The sequence below is a fragment of the Methylophaga sp. OBS1 genome (assembly GCF_026319365.1).
The window spans coordinates 1,162,744-1,181,071 of sequence record NZ_JAPDMS010000001.1; the positions used below are offsets into that span (position 1 = coordinate 1,162,744).

General features: G+C 52.5%; 16 protein-coding genes. 3 read left to right on the top strand and 13 right to left on the bottom strand.

The features are described 5' to 3' along the window. Positions 1-5: 5 nt before the first annotated feature. Positions 6-1,112: an AmmeMemoRadiSam system radical SAM enzyme gene (amrS, locus tag OMQ46_RS05665; RefSeq protein ID WP_266235106.1), complete on the bottom strand. Its 1,107-nt coding sequence runs from the start codon at positions 1,110-1,112 to the stop codon at positions 6-8. Between the two features lie 87 nt (positions 1,113-1,199). Here amrS and amrB point away from each other — a divergent pair, with 87 nt between their 5' ends. Both amrB and amrA read left to right on the top strand, forming a co-directional pair. Beyond that, entirely contained in the window at positions 1,200-1,988 is a 789-nt protein-coding gene (gene amrB / locus OMQ46_RS05670) for an AmmeMemoRadiSam system protein B (RefSeq protein ID WP_266235104.1), read from the top strand. Between the two features lie 2 nt (positions 1,989-1,990). After that, complete coding sequence (gene amrA, locus OMQ46_RS05675; protein ID WP_266235102.1) at positions 1,991-2,542, top strand: AmmeMemoRadiSam system protein A; 552 nt, start codon at positions 1,991-1,993, stop codon at positions 2,540-2,542. Between the two features lie 42 nt (positions 2,543-2,584). Here the strand turns inward: amrA and OMQ46_RS05680 are convergent, their stop codons facing one another. The 3 genes from OMQ46_RS05680 to OMQ46_RS05690 all read right to left on the bottom strand — a co-directional run bounded on the left by OMQ46_RS05680 (position 2,585) and on the right by OMQ46_RS05690 (position 6,227). After that, positions 2,585-3,358, bottom strand: a complete 774-nt coding sequence (locus OMQ46_RS05680) for a TIGR01458 family HAD-type hydrolase (protein WP_266235101.1) — start codon at positions 3,356-3,358, stop codon at positions 2,585-2,587. A 77-nt stretch (positions 3,359-3,435) separates the two neighbouring features. After that, positions 3,436-4,902 (bottom strand): cryptochrome/deoxyribodipyrimidine photo-lyase family protein, encoded by a 1,467-nt coding sequence (locus tag OMQ46_RS05685; RefSeq protein ID WP_266235099.1) that lies wholly within the window; start codon positions 4,900-4,902, stop codon positions 3,436-3,438. After that, complete coding sequence (locus OMQ46_RS05690; protein WP_266235097.1) at positions 4,902-6,227, bottom strand: DASH family cryptochrome; 1,326 nt, start codon at positions 6,225-6,227, stop codon at positions 4,902-4,904. The genes OMQ46_RS05685 and OMQ46_RS05690 overlap by 1 nt, the downstream gene beginning before the upstream one ends. 51 nt (positions 6,228-6,278) lie before the next feature. Between OMQ46_RS05690 and OMQ46_RS05695 the strand changes: the two genes are divergently transcribed. Continuing rightward, positions 6,279-6,677: a thiol-disulfide oxidoreductase DCC family protein gene (locus OMQ46_RS05695; protein WP_266235095.1), complete on the top strand. Its 399-nt coding sequence runs from the start codon at positions 6,279-6,281 to the stop codon at positions 6,675-6,677. Here OMQ46_RS05695 and OMQ46_RS05700 read toward each other — a convergent pair whose 3' ends face one another. From OMQ46_RS05700 to OMQ46_RS05740, 9 genes are all read right to left on the bottom strand, one after another. After that, the gene (locus OMQ46_RS05700) at positions 6,678-8,633 is read right to left on the bottom strand and encodes an alpha-amylase family glycosyl hydrolase (protein WP_266235094.1); all 1,956 of its coding nucleotides are present in this window, start codon (positions 8,631-8,633) and stop codon (positions 6,678-6,680) included. A 24-nt stretch (positions 8,634-8,657) separates the two neighbouring features. Next, entirely contained in the window at positions 8,658-9,533 is an 876-nt protein-coding gene (locus OMQ46_RS05705) for a carbohydrate kinase family protein (protein WP_266235093.1), read from the bottom strand. Next, entirely contained in the window at positions 9,530-10,387 is an 858-nt protein-coding gene (locus OMQ46_RS05710; protein WP_266235091.1) for an HAD-IIB family hydrolase, read from the bottom strand. The genes OMQ46_RS05705 and OMQ46_RS05710 overlap by 4 nt, the downstream gene beginning before the upstream one ends. Beyond that, positions 10,384-12,537 carry an HAD-IIB family hydrolase gene (locus tag OMQ46_RS05715; protein ID WP_266235090.1) on the bottom strand — a complete coding sequence of 718 codons (2,154 nt, stop codon included), beginning with the start codon at positions 12,535-12,537 and terminating at the stop codon, positions 10,384-10,386. Before OMQ46_RS05715 ends, OMQ46_RS05710 begins: the two co-directional genes overlap by 4 nt. Positions 12,538-12,746: 209 nt before the next feature. Next, a complete protein-coding gene (locus OMQ46_RS05720; RefSeq protein WP_266235088.1) occupies positions 12,747-13,367 on the bottom strand; it encodes a 2OG-Fe(II) oxygenase in 621 nt (206 codons plus the stop codon). A gap of 111 nt (positions 13,368-13,478) precedes the next feature. Beyond that, positions 13,479-14,009, bottom strand: a complete 531-nt coding sequence (locus tag OMQ46_RS05725; RefSeq protein WP_266235086.1) for a gamma-glutamylcyclotransferase family protein — start codon at positions 14,007-14,009, stop codon at positions 13,479-13,481. Between the two features lie 27 nt (positions 14,010-14,036). Then, entirely contained in the window at positions 14,037-14,501 is a 465-nt protein-coding gene (locus OMQ46_RS05730; RefSeq protein WP_266235084.1) for a DUF2380 domain-containing protein, read from the bottom strand. 207 nt (positions 14,502-14,708) lie between these two features. Next, a complete protein-coding gene (locus tag OMQ46_RS05735) occupies positions 14,709-16,832 on the bottom strand; it encodes a molybdopterin-containing oxidoreductase family protein (RefSeq protein WP_266235083.1) in 2,124 nt (707 codons plus the stop codon). Between the two features lie 115 nt (positions 16,833-16,947). Next, positions 16,948-18,123 carry a trans-sulfuration enzyme family protein gene (locus OMQ46_RS05740; protein ID WP_266235081.1) on the bottom strand — a complete coding sequence of 392 codons (1,176 nt, stop codon included), beginning with the start codon at positions 18,121-18,123 and terminating at the stop codon, positions 16,948-16,950. Positions 18,124-18,328: the final 205 nt, after the last annotated feature.

The following is an 18,328-nucleotide window of genomic DNA, read 5'->3' on the forward strand; positions in this document are numbered from 1 at the left end:
TCCTTTTAATCTGCACGCATATCCACTACCACACGTTTGGCGCCCCACTGGCCGGGCAGAGACTCGAAAACACCGGCACAGGGTGTTCCACAGCTGAGACAATGTCCGTTGTCATCCAGTTGCCAGGCAGACAACTGATACCAGTCCCGACCTATCAGCAGGCTGCCACAGTGATGACACCAGGTACTGTCTGCCTGTCTGTCATGCATATTGCCGACATAGGCATAGCGAATCCCCTGTGCGAGGGCGATATCTCTCGCTCTGCGGACAGTTTGAGTTGGTGTTGAGGCTTTGTCCATCATTTTCCAGTCGGGGTGAAACACACTGAAATGCATCGGTACGTCATTACCCAGATGTGACACCACCCACTGACACATCTCGGTCACTTCATCTTCAGAATCGTTCTCTCCCGGTATCAGCAGCGTGGTGAGTTCAAACCAGACATCGGTTTCATGCTTGAGATACTCAAGAGTCTCAAGTACCGGCTGTAAATGCGAACCGGTGATCTTTTTGTAGAAACGTTCACTGAAAGCTTTCAGATCGACATTGGCCGCATCCATCCAGCTATAAAACTCGCGCCGGGGTTCCGCGGTGACATAGCCGGCCGTCACTGCCACCGTTTTAATACCCTGCTGCCGACACGCCTGAGCCACATCAATCGCGTACTCATGAAAGATCACCGGATCGTTATAGGTAAAAGCAATACTCCGACAACCCAGTTGTCTGGCCTTATCAGCCAACATTTCAGGCGTGGCCAGGTCCATCAAACTGTCCATTTGCCTGGATTTACTGATATCCCAGTTCTGACAGAACTTACAGGCCAGATTACAGCCGGCAGTGCCAAACGACAGTACGGGTGTGCCGGGCAGAAAATGATTCAGCGGTTTTTTCTCTATCGGGTCGATCACAAAAGCGCTGGAGCGGCCCCAGCTCGTCAATACCACTTGTCCCTGGTAATTGGCACGCACAAAACAGAGTCCGCGCTGACCTTCGTGCAACTTGCAGAATCGCGGGCACAAATCACATTGTACCCGGCCATCATCCAGACCATGCCAGTAGCGGGTAGCAACGGCATCGGGAAATGCTTCGCCCTGGTTGAAATTCTGATTCATATCGCAGCTCCATTCATCGGAGATATTGCAATAAATTATTGATAAGCTGATACTTATCCATGTTACGCCGACAAGCGGAGGGTTACCATGGAAATCGTTCGCCCCAGTGCCGTCGCCGGCCTGTTTTACCCGGCAGATGCACAGAAACTCAGCAGTATGATTGCCCGAAATCTGCAGGCCAGCTCAACGCTGACTGAGCTTGTCCCAAAAGCCTTGATAGTTCCCCACGCGGGTTATGTTTATTCCGGTCAGGTCGCTGCCTGTGCCTATAAACAGCTGGCGTCTCTCAAAGCCATTATCAAACGGGTAGTCTTGATTGGTCCGTCTCACCGGGTACCCTTTGATGGCCTCGCCGTGTCGTCGGTTGACTGGTTCGAAACCCCGATGGGCCTGATTGCGGTAGACCGTCACGCTGAAAGTCAGATCATGAACATTGATGGCGTACACGTGCTGGAACAGGCCCATGCTCGAGAACACAGCCTGGAAGTCCAGTTACCCTTTCTGCAGTATCTGCTGGAAGATTTCAAAATTGTGCCTATTGTCGCCGGACATGCCAGTCCCAAACTGGTTTGTGAGGTGCTGGATAAGCTCTGGGGTGGCCCGGAAACACTGATCGTGATCAGTTCGGATTTAAGTCACTATCTCGACTACGAGAGTGCTCGCGAAATCGACGCCGAGACGTCACAGGCCATTATCAGTATGGATAACCACGTCATTGACGGCTATCACGCCTGTGGCAGTGTCGGCATTAACGGTCTTTTGCTCTACGCACGCCAGCATCAGATGCAGGGCCAGATACTGGATTTGAGAAATTCCGGTGATACAGCCGGTAAACGAGACAGTGTGGTGGGTTACGGCGCCTACTTGTTCCAGTAATCATGATTCCCCGGCCCGAACGCTACCTGTTACGTAAAATCGCCCGCGATGCCATCAAACACGGACTCAGGCATGACGTCGTCATGCCATTGGAGCTGGACAGCCTGCCCCGCAAAGTCACTGTAGAGGGGGCCAGTTTTGTCACGCTCTACCTTGCCGGTGCTTTGCATGGCTGCATCGGAACACTCGATGCTCACCGTCCGCTGGCAGCCGATGTCGCGGCTAATGCCTTCTCGGCAGCATTTCGAGACCGGCGCTTCGAGCCAGTGACAGAACAGATTGTTGATGAACTGGATATTCATATAGCCGTACTAAGTAAGCCTGAACCCATTAACTGTCAGTCCGAAGCAGCACTGCTAAGTCTGCTCAAGGCCGGTGAAGATGGTTTGATTCTGGAGGATCAACAGCATCGGGCCACCTTCCTGCCTGCTGTCTGGGACGCATTGCACAGTCCGGAGCAATTTGTCGCCGCATTGAAACGTAAGGCTGGCCTGCCGGCCGATTACTGGTCGGAAACCCTTCGCTGTTATCGCTATCATACAGAAAGCTTTTAGGGTGCTGATATCCCGGACATTGATCAGCCCAACGCGTTTGAATCAGGTCTCAGCCGCCTCACGGCTCTGATAAAAAACATCTCTGATAGCGTCCACAACCGAATCTGCCACCGCGGCCTGACCAGCCTTGCTTTCATCGCCGGGCAGGTATTTGCCGGTTCGCACCAGGCAGGCCTGCAGACCGGCTTGCATCGCACCCATCACATCGGCCTCGACATCGTCACCGATCATCAGTACCTCTTCAGCTTCACAGCCCAATGAATGTACCGCGGCCTGAAAAAAGCCGGCCGCGGGTTTGCCCAGAATCTCGGCTTTAATATCGGCAGCGTATTCGAGGGCATCGATAAACGGGCCAGCATCGAGTTGCAGCTGTCCCTGACTTTTGAAATAACGGTTCCGGCCGATTCCCAGTAAGGGCGCCCCATCGATCAGCAGTGAAAATGCTTTGTTCAAGTGCGCATAATCAAATCGATCGGCGGCATCCGCAATCACGACGGCATTGGGATCCTGCTGGTTGATATCCTGAAATTCAGCTTCGAGATCCGGGTGAATCAGACAATAAGGTCGCAGTCCACGCTGCGCACAGACCTGTTTCACTGCCAGCGGGGCAGTAAAGATAGCCGATTGGCTAAGGTCAAAGTCCATTGTTCTCAGGCTGTTGAAAATCTCTTTACTGGTTGAACGTGAGGTGTTGGTGACAAACCGCATCGGCACCGACTGTTGCTGCAAAGTCGCGATCAACTCAACGGCACCGGGTATCGGTCGTTTATCCACATGTAAGACACCGCTGATATCAAATAGAATCGCCTTGAGCATCACAAAGACCTCCCTTCTGTGAAAGCGACAATTTTAGTATGCGCCTGCCCTACCTCAGACTCAAATCAGATTGATCCTCAGCGTGAAGGCGGTCTCACATGGATCTTCAGAATTCGCTGGTTTTCCTGCTGCACCCGGGGATGTTTACGCCAGGACCAGAGCAGATCGCGTGCCCGCCGGGCACAGTGCTGATAATCAATAATCGGCTCGGGGTAATCCTGACCGAGCGTGACTTGATACATCTGCTGTTCCATCGGCGTCATCTGCCAGGGCATATGCAACAGGTCGTCGGGCAATTCTGTCAGCTCCGGACACCACTGGCGGATGAATACACCGTCGGGGTCCTGCTCCTGGCTTTGTTTTATCGGGTTATAGATGCGAATGGTATTGGTACCGGTCACCCCGGCCTGCATCTGGAACTGGGGATAATGAATACCGGGCTCAAAATCGAGAAACAAGCGTGCCAGATGGGTTACACCATGCCGCCAGTCAATTAGAAGATGGTGACTGAGGAAACTGGCCAGCATGGCGCGCATCCGGAAGTTAATATAGCCGGTGTGATGCAGGCAACGCATACAGGCATCGACCAGAGGAAAGCCGGTTTTGCCCTGCTCCCAGGCAGCAAGGTCCTGCTGAACCCTGGCATCATCGCGATAGGGAAAGTCCTGATAACCACGGTTAACCGGCCTGAATTCCATCTCGCACTCACTTTCAAACTTCTGCATGAAGTGACAATGCCAGTGTAAACGTGAGGATAAGGCGACCAGACTTCGACGCCAGCCCCGATCCTGCCAGTGACTCAGCAGATGCTGATACATTTCCCGCAAACTGATATTGCCCCAGGCCAGATAGGCTGACATCCGGCTACAGGCTTCGCGGCTGGCAGAAGGGCTTGATAAACGACGGTAATAATCCTGGCCCCGGCCCTGGTAGAAATTCTCCAGTGTCCGCCAGGCTGCCTCGCTGCCACCCGCCTGAAATGAGCCCTTACGCCGGGTCCAGGTCAAAGGCGGTTGCCAGTCTGGCTCAGACAGTCCGCTCACCGTCTGCAGCCGCTCCCAGTCCGGCTGCTGCAGGTCTGCCCGCATCACCCGTTGCCAGTGTTTATCCCAGTCATCACGATTGGCCTTGGCACGTGCCACCGCGCCTGTCTCAAACTCCTGCCAGTGGACACCGTTTTGTTGACACCATGCTGCCACTTGCCGATCACGCGCATAAGTATTGGCGAGTCCGATTTCCTGATGACTGAAAATCTGTTTAATGTCGACATCTGCACTAAGCCAGTCGAGCAGCTGCGGCATCTCCGCCTGGACAATCAGCAGCTGATGCCCCGTTTTATTGAGCGCGTGCTGCATCTCTGTCAGTGACTCCCAGACAAAGCGCCAGTGGCGTAGGCTGTAATGCGGGTCTGCCAGCAGCATGGGCTCGATGACATAGAACAGCAAAGCCGGTAAATCAGATTGAGACGCCGCTTTCAGCGGGGCATGGTCGCTCAAGCGTAAGTCCCGCTTAAACCAGACCAGATTAACAGCGCGTTGTGACATCAGCTTTTTTTGGGTGGCAGTATTGGCCAGTCTGCCGCATCCACAGAATCCAGCTGTGTGCTGGTCACCTCCCCGTGCCACTTGCGAACAAATTGGCCGTCGGGATCATACTGACGGGATTGCTTGTCGATATTGAAATGACGCCCACCACGTGGATCCATGCCGACACCAGCAATGTACTGCCAGTTACCCCAGTTGGCAGCCACATCGTAATCAATCAGTTGCTGCTCGAAATAAGCCGCGCCAAACCGCCAGTCGAGCTGGAGCTCATTGATGAAACAACTGGCTACAATCTGTCGACCGCGATTGCTCATATAGCCGGTTTGGTTGAGTTGTTTCATCAGGGCATTCACGAGGGGGTAAGGCGTATTGCCATGGCACCATTTCTGATAGCGCTCAGGATAAAAACAACAACGCACGTTTTTGTTCGCTACACCGCCTGCGCGGAATAATTTGTGCCCGAGCGTGTGTGCGACCCATTGAAAATACTCGCGCCAGAGCAGTTCGAAATATATCCAGTAAGTGGATTCATTCGCCGTTTCCTGCATTTCGTAACGTTTGAGTCTATGCACAAGCCGACGCACGGAAACACTGCCATTAGCCAGCCAGGCAGAAAACTTGGTGGAGTTATGCCAGCCGTCGAGCTCATTACGCCAGCTTTTGTAATGAGCCGGATCACTGCTGGAAAAGTAGGTTTCCAGATGCGCCAGCGCCGCGCTTTCTCCACCTTCAAACGCCGCTGTTGTTTTGGGTTTGACCAGCACGGCTTCCGACTCTGCACTGAGACGTTCGATAGCTGGCGGTAAGGTTTTGGGCATCACCAGCGGTGGATCGACATCGATATTTTCCACCTGTTTGCGAAACTGGCTGAACGTGCCGGGTAGATTGTCAAGAGAGAACGGTAACTGTTCGGGACGAAACAGGGTGTGTGATGGCAGTGATTCAAACCGCAACCGGGGAAAGTCGGCTTTCAAGTGCTGCCACTGGCGGTTTTCAAACACACCGACATGCTGACTGCGATAGACGGCGCCGACATCGAAGCGGCTGATCAGACTGGAGATAATCTCGACCGGATCGCCACTGAGAATCACCAGCGACTGTCCCCGTTTGGCCAGTTGAGCAGACAGATCCAAGAGTGTCTGATTCATGAACTGGCGTCGGTTTTCGCCCATCGGCTTGGCATTGAAACCGGTCGGTCTGTCCCACTGGCTGTCAATACAGAACAGACAAATCAAACGCTCGCAATTCAGACTGGCTTCCAGCAAAACCGGGTTGTCATGAACACGGCAGTCATGATTGAACCAGACAAGTCCTGTTTTGATCATATTTTTACGCTCTCAGTGAGATGATGCACTCGTAGTTATAGGAACCTAAGCATGTCTGAACAAACCCAATTGACTGTATTTTATGATGGCCATTGTCCACTCTGTGTGAAGGAAATCAGGGCCATGAAACGCGCTGACAAAGAGAATTTGCTGCAATTGGAGAATATACACGCCAGCGATTTCAGTCAGCGCTACCCCGAAGTAGACCCCGTTGAAGCGGATAAGCTTTTACATGCCATAGACCACAACGGTGAATGGCTGACCGGCCTTGATGTAACGGTCAAAGCCTGGCAGTTGGTCAGGCGTCATCGCTGGCTTGGCGTATTACGCTGGCCAGTGATTCGGCCCGTGGCTGATGGATGTTATCGGTTTTTTGCCCGCTATCGCCAGCAAATCGCTTTTCTGTTAACCGGCCAGCGGCGTTGTGATCGCTGTGTAGATGACGCCTGATCAACCTTCCCGCAGCCAGTAAAAGCTGAATGGTGGTATCACCAGCGTGTCATTGAAGCCATCGGGCTGCTGGCCGCTGTAGAGGTCATAAAGCTGACCATACTGTGGGTCACCCCAGCCTATCAGGGTATCCAGTTTCAGATGCTGCGGTTTGTCATTAAAGTTGGCCACCACCAGCACTTTGTCATGCTGTCGGGTGATGTTGTAGCGCTCAAACACGAATAAGTGTTCATTGCCGACATCAAGCAGTTCACGATTATTAAAGTCGGCAAAAGCATCAATTTCCTTACGCACCGCGATCATGCGTTTCAGTGCCGAGAATATCTCATACTGATAATGGCCGGGCTGATTGCGCAGCTCGGCCTTTTCCCAATCGATTACCGGGCGATGGACCCAGCGGGAATCGCCTTTTTTATGGGGATCGGACAGGAACGAAACATCATTGATGGTGCCCAGCTCATCACCATAATAAAGCAAGGGAATGCCGCCGAAAGACATGATGAGACTGTGCAGCAGCAGAATGATTTTAATCGCATTGTCTTCGGCCTCGAGGTCACCATTTTCAACGGCATATTCCAGCCCGACCAGCGAAGCCAGAGACCCGGAGATACGGGCATCGCCGGTTTTCTCATTCTCACCAAACGGCAAGCCCCGGGCATGGGAATTATCGTAACGCCCCATAAAGTAATCGATTAAAAACTTGCGGTGACCGGCAGGCTCATAGCCCACCAGTTCTATATCCCGGTCATCAAAACCGAGACCGATATCATCATGGCAGCGGATGTAGTTCAGCCAGGTGGCCCGCTCCAGCTTGACCGGCAGGCTCTTGATACCCTGGTTCAGCAGATTGGCATTCTTGGTTGCCACCGCATCCCACATCAGCGCCATGAAGGTGGCGTTGTAGGCTATCTCGCATTCCTTGGCAATCACGGCGTCCTCGCCAAAATATTTGGTCACTTCTACCGGCGCGACAATAGCCTCGGCAATATACAAGACACCCGGCGCGGTCACCTGACAACAGTCTTTGAGCAGCTGCAGGATCAGATGTGCCTCGCGTTCATTCTGGCAGGTACTGCCGATTTTCTTCCATAAGAAAGCCACCGCATCCAGACGCAGAATATCGGCGCCCTGATTAGCCCAGAACAGAATCACGTCCAGCATCTCGATGAACACTGCCGGATTGGAATAGTTGAGATCCCACTGGTAGTTATTAAACACCGTCATGACCCAACGGCCCATATCCTCATCCCAGGTGAAGTTACCGGGCGAAGTTTCGGGAAACACTTCTGGCATGCTCTGCTCGAACATGTCCGGCACATTGCGGCTCTCGAACGTGTAGTAATAATCCTGGTAGGTTTTGTCACCCTGACGGGCTTTCTGCGCCCACTCGTGTTCATTGGAAGTGTGATTCAGCACCACGTCCATCGTCAGCAGCATATCCCGCTCGTGCATGGCGCGGGAGAGATGCAGCAGATCGTCAATCGTCCCGGCTCTGTCGTCGATCTCACGGAAATCACTGACCGCATAGCCGCCATCACTGCTGCCTCGCGGACACTGCATGATGGGCATGATGTGGACCATGTTCACCCCCAGTTCCTGGAAGTAGTTCAGATGGCTTTCCATGCCTTTCAGATCACCGGCAAAGCCGTGACTGTAAAGCGCCATGCCCACCCAGTTCTGACTCAGAAACCAGTTATGATCGGCTTCTCGTTCAATATCCCGCTTGCGCAGGTCTTCAGGCCGGCGGATATATTGCCAGGCCATGGTCTCAACCAGCCGCTGAGCCTGTTGCTGGAAATCATCGCGGGCGCCATAAAGCCGCTCAAACAGGGAGTGAATCGCATAAAAGTTCGCGCCCAGCCTTGTGTAGAAATAGCGTAAATCCTGTTTGGATATCCCTGCTTCGATCTCATTGAGAATATCGTTGAGCAGTTTGTGAGCCTGTTGTTCGTACATAAATGCTTATTTAGCTTTTTCCGGTTAAAGTTTGATATGGCGATAAAATTCCGGATCGTCGGTGATGGCCCCACGCAGTCCTACCACTTTCGACGCAAAGGCCTGGGCTTCATGGAGGGTGGTATCGATATCCCAGTCATGCAGGAGCCCGTGCAGGTACATCGCGGTGAACGCATCACCGGCACCGACCGAATCCACCACCTGTTCATTCAGCGTCGGTTTAACCAGATGAAACTCTCCGTCCGTATCTCTGACAATTGCCCCTTTCTCGCCACAGGTGACAATCAGCTGATCCAGGTGAAAATGGGTGTGCATCCGGGTCATATCCTGGTGTAAATCGGCGCTGCGGAACCCCAGTTCAGCCAGTTCATGCTGGTTCAGTTTGACCCATTGTGCCTGTTCGAGCCATTGATAGACATCTTCTTTCTGCCACCACGGGCTGCGCAGGTTCACATCAACGAAAATAGCATAATCCGGGTTTTCACTAAGTTTCTGCAGGGTCTGATGACTGATTTCACTACGCGCTGCGAGGGAGCCATGATAAAAGATCCCTTTCGCCGGCAGGTCATTAATCGCCGGGTAATCGATAAAATCCCAGGCGCTGCCCTGGGCAATATCATAGGCTGGCTCGCCATCATTAAAACTGACGTTGACCCGCCCCGTCGGATGACGCTTATCCTGCTGTAAGGTCGCCGCTGACAGCCCCCAATCCGCGACCGCCTGCTGGATTCGCGCTCCCAATTCGTCATGACCGATACGACTGATGAAGACCGGTTGGTCGCCCATGGCCTGCAAGTGCCAGGCAACATTGAACGGGGCGCCACCCAGTTTCTGCTCACCATCGGGAAAACAGTCAAACAGGACTTCTCCGAATACGGTTATCGGTTTTGGATATGTCATGACAGTTTCTCTGTGTTGCTTGTCTCTGCGAAATAAGGCGAATAATGGAAAATCCCCTGCAATACGCCGGCTGAATAATTACCGTTGTGCTTGTGCGGCTCATTGGTAGCGAGATAAAGCGCCTCGCTGTGACCATTGTGCTGGGATAACTGCTGTGCGGCTTTTTTAATCTCATCACTGGCATTCGCCACCAGTACTGACTGGATCTGACTGGTCAGCACCGGCAGATCATTTCCGCTATCGCCCGCAAAGATGACCTCGCTCAGGTTGTAACCCAGTTTCTTCTGCAAAAACTCAATCGCATGCAGTTTAGTGGCATGACGCGGCAAGACATCAAGCAACCCCACATTTTTCGGTTCATCGACGCTCCAGAGAATACTGGCATCCACATCCGCTTCACTCAGGAAAGCCTCGATGCGGGCAATAATGCTGTCTTTGTCCAGGTATAAAGGCAGGTAATAACTGAGTTTGTGTGTGTTCTGTTTACTGCTTTCCTGCAGACGCAACTCATTGATTGGCTTGAGGATCGCTTTCAACTGTGCATGGGTTTTACCATGCCAGTCCTGATCGATTTCCGCTTCCCAATCAGCCATTTGCTGCCAACTGCCTTTCCCTATCTGATAAATCTTGGTGCCCACATCCGTAATGGCGAAATCCGGCGCTGGCAGCGCATAATTCTTGATCGCACGCTTGACCAGCGACACATGGCGGCCGGTCACATATACCAGCTTGACATCAGGCCTGCGGCAGAATTGATTGAATTCACGCCGGGCATCGGGCGGTTCCGGCTGAAAGCCGTTGGGGATGACAGTCCGGTCCATATCGGTACAAAGCAAGAGTTGGGCTTGTTTCATGATTGTGCTTTCTTGTTTGTGACGAGTTCGAAAAACTGGTAGTGAGCCAGGGCTTCCAGAATGCCAGCCGCATGCGATTGGGTGGCAAAGTAGATTCGGTCGGTATCGACCAGTTGCGATAATTCTTCATGATGACGGTTGGCGACAACGGCTGCCAGTGTATTACCGCGCATCATATCCTCATCCGCACCGGAGCCACCAACCACCAGAATATGCTCCAGCGGTATCTGCCAGCGATCCGCCACATAGCGTAATGCCATGCCTTTGGAGGCACGAATCGGCAGAATATCGAGGTACTGACCGAAAGCCAGCTGGGCATGTACAGACTGTTCTTCCTGGTGTAGCAGACGCTTGATATCCTCGATATCCGCTTCTTCCGGATCAATGTAGTAGCTCAGTTTGAAGCGGCTCTGCTCTGACTTGGGCTGTTTCTCCAGCCCCGGGTAATCATCCAGTAACGGCCTGATTTTATGTGGGGTCCAGTGGTAATCGATATGCTCGGCCCAGCCTTTATCCGGAGTCAGCTTGGGCGCGTAGTAGATTTCGGTACCGGAACTGGTGATCAGGATATCGGGCTCTGGAATCTGGTGTTTTTTCATCACCCGCAAGGCCACATCCAGACGACGGCCGGTAGCGATGGCAAACTTGGTGGTTTTGCGGTTCACCCGCAATAAACTCAACAGTTCCTGTAAAGCCTCATCGTTACCAATCAGATTCAGATCCAAATCACTGACCAACGCCCGCTCGGCGTACATCTGACTGGTACGTTCCAGCGGTTTGCGCTGAAGAAAGTCAGCGCGCTCAGCAATCGGTCTGACCAGTTGCAGATAACGTTCGGCATGCGCCTGCCAGGAATAGTGTTTGGCCACGCCATCCAGACCCTGTCGTGAGTACAGATTCCAGGTGGCGTTATCTGTCAGCAGCTTTTTCAAGGCGCCGGTGATAGTGCTGGCTTCCAGCGGATCAATCAGAAAACCGTTATGACAATTACCGATAATATCCCTGGGCCCGCCGTCTTCCGTCGCGACAATCGGCAGACCGGAAGCCGCCGCTTCAATCAGGGTCAGGCCAAAGGGTTCTGTCAGAGCCGGATTAACAAAGACGCCACCGGAAGCCGCTGCAATGCGGTATATCAATGGTACCTGCTCGCGTTTGTGATGTTTGGGTAAGGCGACTTTGCCGTAAAGATCATAACGATCGATTGCCACCAGCAAATCGTGAAACACTTCCTGAGCACCATGTTCCAGATCATCAATATCGTCACGGTTGCCGGCAATGATGACCAGATTGGCCAATCTCTGCAACTCATCCGACTCACCATAGGCCTCAACCAGAACAGCAATATTTTTTCGTTTATCCGGTCGGGATAAAGCCAGGATGATAGGTTTATCAGGTTCAGTCAGGTGGGCTGTAAGATAAGTGAATAAATCATCTTCCAGTTCGCCACCAACCGGTGGCTTGAACTGGGTGATATTGGTGCCGGGCGGTATGACACGCATCTGCTCGGGCTGATAATGATCGTAGATTTCGTATTGCTCTTCGATTTCCTGATGCGTACTGGTGATGACCCGTTCTGCGGTTGCCAGTGTGATTTCTTCAGCTTCGACCCGGCGCGACATATTGTAGAGCGTCTCGATTTGCTCGGCGCTGAGCCCGCTGGCCAGCAAACGCCGGCGTTTGACCCGGCCCAGAGAGTGGCCGGTATGAATCAGTGGCACACCCAGCAGATTAGCCACATGCGCACCGACAAAGCCGCCGTCGGCGTAGTGACTGTGAATCAGATCCGGAAACTGATTCTGGTCGCGGAAAAAGTCGGCGAGATTATCGGCAAAGACATCGAGATGGTCCCAGAGATGTTCTTTATAGATGTATTCATCGGGACCGGCATCTATTCTGACAATGCGAAATTTATCGTTAATAATTTCAACCGGTTCCGAATAGTCAGGAGAGATATGTTCATCGTTGATGCGGCGGGTGATCAAATCCACCTGGGCGACATCCGGCCTTTCCGATAGCGCCTGAGCCAACTCAAGCACATACAAGGTCTGTCCACCGGTATCAGCATCTCGCCCCAGTTCCAGGTTGGTGCCACGGATGAGCCCGTGAACACTGACGAGGGCAATGTAGATAGGTCCCGGTTGGTCGCTCATTAAGATTGATTCTCCGTTATTGATGTCTGACGCGCCGACTGGATGCGATGCGTTGATCATGGATCCTGAATCTACTATAGCATCCCTGCGTGCGAGCCCGTTGACAGTGACGTCACAAAACCTGCGTGTCGACAGTTGAAGTCGACAACCATTCTGTGACAGGTGGGAACAGCCAGTGTTCCGTGAACAGTCTGCCTACAGTGGCAGACTTATTTGAATAATGATTTCAGCTTGGCGCTCAGCCGGTGAAAAAAGCGATGTTTGTTGCCTGCTGCATGACTGGTCAGGAAGTTGATCTGAATCGACTGTCGTTTGCCTTCGAAACTGGGGTAGCCATGCCAGCAGTTGTCAGTGACTTTAAACGCCATCAAACTGCCCGGGCCGGGGGCGATTTCCTCGACATAATCATCCATGTCGTGCTCACCTCGCAGTACACGCAGTCGGCCGCTGTCTGCCGACCATTCCGGATTGAGGTAAATCAGAATTGTCGCCACTTTGGTTTTGGAGTCAGTATGAATCCGGCCGTCTTTCTTGCGGGAATAGCCCCGCAGCGTAATCATCATCGGTAAATCCATGACTTTGACATCGAATTTGTCACAGATAATACGACGGAACGCGGGCGTATCAATCGAGTCGATCAGGGACTTGAACGTCGGATGCATTTCGACATCATCAATGTTGTAACTGCCACCATCATTTATCGTCGGAAAGGCGTCGATAATAGCGCCCACCTTATCTTCATCAATCGCTCTGTCGACCGTGAAATACGGGTAGGGATCCGTGTTAATGGGGGCGTTGGCCAGTGCATCCAGTTTGAATACGTTTTGCATAAAAATGTCACAATTTCCTGATAATCTATAAGGTTACCATGCGGCCGTGACGGCAAAAAGCATTTTATCTTTTGCTGACCTTTTTTATTACAAACAGAGCCAAGCCCACGCTTAGTGATGGATTGTCAGTTCGTCCTGACTGCGTTGTTGATTCGGATCTTCCTGTGTCTCCACAGCTTCAATCCAGGCTATATATTCGGCTGGCAGCGCATGCTCCCGTGCGCCCTCAAGCACATGACGTTTATACCAGGGATAGGGTCGTAATCTCGGTTCGATGTGAATTGCAAGGTAAGTCAATGCCGTAACCCGCTTACCATCCTCCAACTCGACTTCCACCTGCGTGATTTGATAACCGGCCCCTTCACAGCTATCCAGCTTGGCCTGCTCATCGGCATTAAACAGAAACAGAATGCCGTGAGTGACATCATCGGCCTCATCGGTTTTAAAGGCATCACACTTGGCTGAATTATCGACTGTACTGTGTTTGTGAAACCGCAGCTGATGACCGCGCAGCCTGGCTCTGGCGTAGAAACTCGCTGATGGCACCCTGGCCTGGAGCCGTTTGCTGGACATATTGGACCCATAGGCAAAGTAAAGCACCTGCTCGTGTTGCGTAGAAGCTGGCTGGTCACGCTTTGTCATCGTGGATAGTAATCAGAATAGCGGGGCTCAGCGAGATGACAACAGCGCATCAAGGTCTTTCATGACGTTGTCGATATTTCTCGGAATCGTCTCCGGTGCCCGCCCTTTTACTTCGGTTTTGAATTCTTCCAGCATTTTGCCGGTCTCGACATCAACCACCCGCAGCATGATGTAGGAAAACAGATAGCTGGGCTTGTGATAGCGTCCTACAACAACATAATCCGCATCATATTGCTGACCCAGATCAGCGGCGGCATCAGGTCTGTCAAACAGGAAACCGACGCCTTTATCAGCTTGTTTCTGCGCTTTGGCGTCGATTTCAACCAGTTGATAGTGGTCGCGTTGTTCAACACCCTCGCGAATCAAGCTTTGTGTCAGCGCCAGGTTCTGCTGATCGTTGGCTGCGATTTCTGCCCGCTTTTTTGGGTCAGTCACTTCGAGTGTCAGATCCCGCAGCTCCATATCCAGAACGGCGACTTTTGTCTCTGCCATCACTGCACCAGACATGAATAACGCGAATGAAACGAATACTGACAATAAAGACTTCATACTGCTCCTCAACATCAAACGTGACGATTTTTTGGATAATAAAAATGACATTGCACTGCTCCAACAAACGTGAAGCAGTGCAATTAAGACGTCTCAGATCGCCTGAGACGTTGAACGGCTATCTAGCGAACTAGACAGTGTTGCACGGTCTCAGTTCGCCAGACTGACCTGCACCAGGTTATCGGTGAAAGTGGGCGCATGACCCATATCAACGAACTCAGCCGAACTGACACAATTGACTGTGCCTTTATTGAGCTGACGCCAATATCCCAGCGTCGCCACCACAATGCCCGGACTGACATCATCGGTAATTTGTGCCAGCCCCTCGAACGCACCGCGCTGATTGAACACCGTCACTTTGTCACCACTTTGTATGTTTCGTGTGTCCGCATCCGCAGCATTTATCATCACGAACTGTTCACCCTGACCTTTAATTTTGTCGTCGATATTGGCGTAACAGGAGTTCAAAAAGCCATGACTTTTCGGTGAGATGATATTGAGTGGAAACTCACTGGCCAATGTCGGGTTGGACTCAGTGGTTTCGCGGGACGGTACATAATCCGGCAGGCTGTCAATCGGCTCACCGGGCTGGAAGCCTTCGTACATCTGACGGAAAGGCGGTGCTACGAAGTTGGTCGCGCCTTCCACCATAAAGTGGCATTTGCCGCTGGCTGTCGGAAAATTACCCTCTTTGTGGGGCACCCGGTTATCACGGGTACCGACATTCAGACGGGCAAAGCCATGCTTGCGCAGATAGGCCAGATCGATGCCTTCGCAGGCCGGTGCATCCCAGTCCACGTAGTTTTCCAGACACTCCGAATCAGACCATTTGAAATTCTCTTCTTCATAGCCCATCTTCGCTGCCAGCCGGCGGAATATTTCATTATTCGGCAGGGCTTCACCCGGTGCTTCGGCACATTTCTCGTTATAGGTCAGATATAAATGCCCCCAGGACAGGATCATATCCTCCATTTCCGCCCCCATGGCTGCGGGCAACACGATATCCGCATAGGAGGCCGTATCAGACAGGAAGTGCTCGGCCGAGACCAGGAACATATCCTCACGCATCAGCCCTTCAACAATCTTGTCGGTTTCCGCGGCCTGAGTCACCGGGTTGGCATTCCAGCACATCATCGATTTAATCGGCACATCCAGGTCCATTTCGCCATTAAGCGCACGACCAATCTGAATCGCGTTAATGACGCGGGTGCCTTCCGGAATCAGGTCCGGCCGGCTGATCACATCAAACTTGTAAGGATGCTCCCACACGGGGAACTGTGTGGCCCCGCCACCGACATGACGCCAGGCCCCGGTCAACGCTGGCAGACAAGTCACAGCGCGAATCGCCTGCCCGCCACCATAATTACGTTCCAGTGCGACACCGAGCCGAATCGCCGCCGGCTGCGTGGTGGCATATTCACGGGCAAAAACCCGAATCTCCTCAGCGGGAATACCGGTGATTTTCTCGGCCCACTCCGGGGTACGGGTTTTAACACGCTCAGCCAGCTCCGCAAAGCCGACGGTATAGTTATCAACGTAGTCCTGATCCTGCAGGTCTTCCTCGATAATAGTGTGCATCATTGCCATGGCCAGAGCGCCATCGGTACCGGGTTTGGGTGCAATATGCCAATCGGCCTCCTTGGCAGTACGGGAACGGTACGGGTCGATAACCACCACTTTGGCACCACGCTTCTGAGCATCTTTAACAATATGCCAATGATGAAGATTAGTGCTGACCGAATTACAGCCCCAGATCACGATAAATTTGGAATGAATGTAGCTTTCCGGATCCAGTCCTGCCGTGGGACCCACGGTCAGCAGCCAGGCTGTACAGGAACCCTCACCGCAGAAGGTCCGTTCACAGACAGTGGCCCCCATCTTGTTAAAAAAGGCATCGCCGCCATTGAGACCATGCACCAGTCCCTGATGGCCAAGATAACTATAAGGAATAATCGCCTGCGGCCCGTATTCCTCGATGATGGCTTTCCAGCGGGTGGTGATCTCATCCAGCGCTTCATCCCAGCTGATTTGCTCAAACTGACCGCTGCCTTTGGGACCGGTACGACGCATCGGATGAAGTAAACGATCGGGATGATAATGCCGTTTTTCGTAGTCTTTGAGCTTGACGCAGAGACCACCGCGGGTCATTGGATGTTCGGCATTACCTTTCACGGAAATCAGCTTGCCGTTTTCAACTTCAAACACCATAGCGCAGGTGTCGGGACAGTCATGTGGACACGCACCGTGATGCGTTGTTTTCAAAACACTGGCCATTTCTCTCTCCTGTAATCATCTGATTTTTATTATTTTTGTTATTTTTCAGGCTTCAGCCCTAATCAGGACTATACACCATTATCAGACGGGAAATTTGCCCAGTAATGTGTTGAATTTACGCTAGCCCTGAAAGCGCCTGTTCCAGGTCAGCAATCAAATCCTGTTTTGCCTCAAGCCCGACAGAGAGACGAATCATTCTGTCACTGATACCGGCCTCATTCAGTAGTACTGATGGTAATCCGTAATGGGATGTAGCCACTGGCTGAGAGACCAGCGTTTCAGCACCGCCAAGACTGGGGGCCAGGGTCATGAGTCTGAGTTTATCGGCAAACTGCCTGGCTACCGAACCCTCGCCTTTAAGATCGAAACTGAGCATACCGCCATAGCCCCGCATCTGTCGCCGGGCTAATTCGAAACTCTCCGACCGCTCAAGTCCCGGATAATAGACTTTATCTATCATCGGATGCTGTTCTAGAAACTCGGCCAGCGCCTGCGCATTCTGATTGTGCCGCTCAACCCTGAGAGGCAGAGTCACCAGACTGCGTTTCAGTTTGTGCGCCACCTCCGGCGCAATTGTCTGCCCCAGGCTCTTACGCCACTCATTGAGTTCAATCATCTCGCGCTCACGGCCGGTGACGACACCCGCAGTCAGATCACTGTGACCACCAAGGTACTTAGTCGCGCTCTGCACCGAGAAATCGGCGCCTAATGCCAGTGGCTGCTGGTTAACCGGCGTGGCAAAGGTGTTGTCAACGGCAAGCCTCGCACCATGCTGATGGCTAAGTGCTGCCATTTTCTCAACATCCGTGATTTTCAGTGTCGGGTTGGCCGGGGTTTCCATAAACACCAGTGAAGCCCCCTGCTGCAATGCTGCCTCAAACCCGGCGCGGTCATCACTGCGGATAAAGCGAGTGTCGATACCCAATGTGGCAGCCTGTTGCTGCAAAAACGCTGTGGTGCCACCGTAAATCTCGCCCAGACAGACAATACCGCCCTGGCCAAAGGCCAGACACAGGGAGCTTATCGCAGCCATACCAGCGCCAAATGCCAGCGCCGATTCAGCGCCATCCAAAGCAGCCAGACGCTGCTCCAGCGAGGTGATGCTGGGATTCATCCCATAGCGGGTATAGAAAGCAGCCTGTTTACGACCTTCCACGACATCAAGTAGCGCTTCGGTGTCGGCAAAGCTGAAGGTCGTGGTGTCATATAAAGGCGATATCGCGGCACCGTGAGGGTCATCTATCTGACCACTGTGAATGGCCCTGGTCGATAAATCGTTGTCTTCTGCCATTACCCTATCCTTATGTCCTGAACCGTCGAAGCTCAACTTAGGCTTATCCGTCTGCGCCGTCAATTCGAGCACCATCAGGGCGGAGGGAAGGTGCTCTCCTGCCATCAGCAAAGCGCTGTTATTACTGGATTTAATGCGTTTTTATACTCCCTAATGAGTAAGCCTTCTTGAGAATTGTCGCTGTTTGCCCGGGGCTATTTAATGC

Coding starts and splice junctions, on each gene's coding strand:
- amrS (WP_266235106.1), bottom strand. CDS start 1,112: ATGAATCAGAATTTCAACCAGGGCGAAGCATTTCCCGATGCCGTTGCT.
- amrB (WP_266235104.1), top strand. CDS start 1,200: ATGGAAATCGTTCGCCCCAGTGCCGTCGCCGGCCTGTTTTACCCGGCA.
- amrA (WP_266235102.1), top strand. CDS start 1,991: ATGATTCCCCGGCCCGAACGCTACCTGTTACGTAAAATCGCCCGCGAT.
- OMQ46_RS05680 (WP_266235101.1), bottom strand. CDS start 3,358: ATGCTCAAGGCGATTCTATTTGATATCAGCGGTGTCTTACATGTGGAT.
- OMQ46_RS05685 (WP_266235099.1), bottom strand. CDS start 4,902: ATGTCACAACGCGCTGTTAATCTGGTCTGGTTTAAGCGGGACTTACGC.
- OMQ46_RS05690 (WP_266235097.1), bottom strand. CDS start 6,227: ATGATCAAAACAGGACTTGTCTGGTTCAATCATGACTGCCGTGTTCAT.
- OMQ46_RS05695 (WP_266235095.1), top strand. CDS start 6,279: ATGTCTGAACAAACCCAATTGACTGTATTTTATGATGGCCATTGTCCA.
- OMQ46_RS05700 (WP_266235094.1), bottom strand. CDS start 8,633: ATGTACGAACAACAGGCTCACAAACTGCTCAACGATATTCTCAATGAG.
- OMQ46_RS05705 (WP_266235093.1), bottom strand. CDS start 9,533: ATGACATATCCAAAACCGATAACCGTATTCGGAGAAGTCCTGTTTGAC.
- OMQ46_RS05710 (WP_266235091.1), bottom strand. CDS start 10,387: ATGAAACAAGCCCAACTCTTGCTTTGTACCGATATGGACCGGACTGTC.
- OMQ46_RS05715 (WP_266235090.1), bottom strand. CDS start 12,537: ATGAGCGACCAACCGGGACCTATCTACATTGCCCTCGTCAGTGTTCAC.
- OMQ46_RS05720 (WP_266235088.1), bottom strand. CDS start 13,367: ATGCAAAACGTATTCAAACTGGATGCACTGGCCAACGCCCCCATTAAC.
- OMQ46_RS05725 (WP_266235086.1), bottom strand. CDS start 14,009: ATGACAAAGCGTGACCAGCCAGCTTCTACGCAACACGAGCAGGTGCTT.
- OMQ46_RS05730 (WP_266235084.1), bottom strand. CDS start 14,501: ATGGCAGAGACAAAAGTCGCCGTTCTGGATATGGAGCTGCGGGATCTG.
- OMQ46_RS05735 (WP_266235083.1), bottom strand. CDS start 16,832: ATGGCCAGTGTTTTGAAAACAACGCATCACGGTGCGTGTCCACATGAC.
- OMQ46_RS05740 (WP_266235081.1), bottom strand. CDS start 18,123: ATGGCAGAAGACAACGATTTATCGACCAGGGCCATTCACAGTGGTCAG.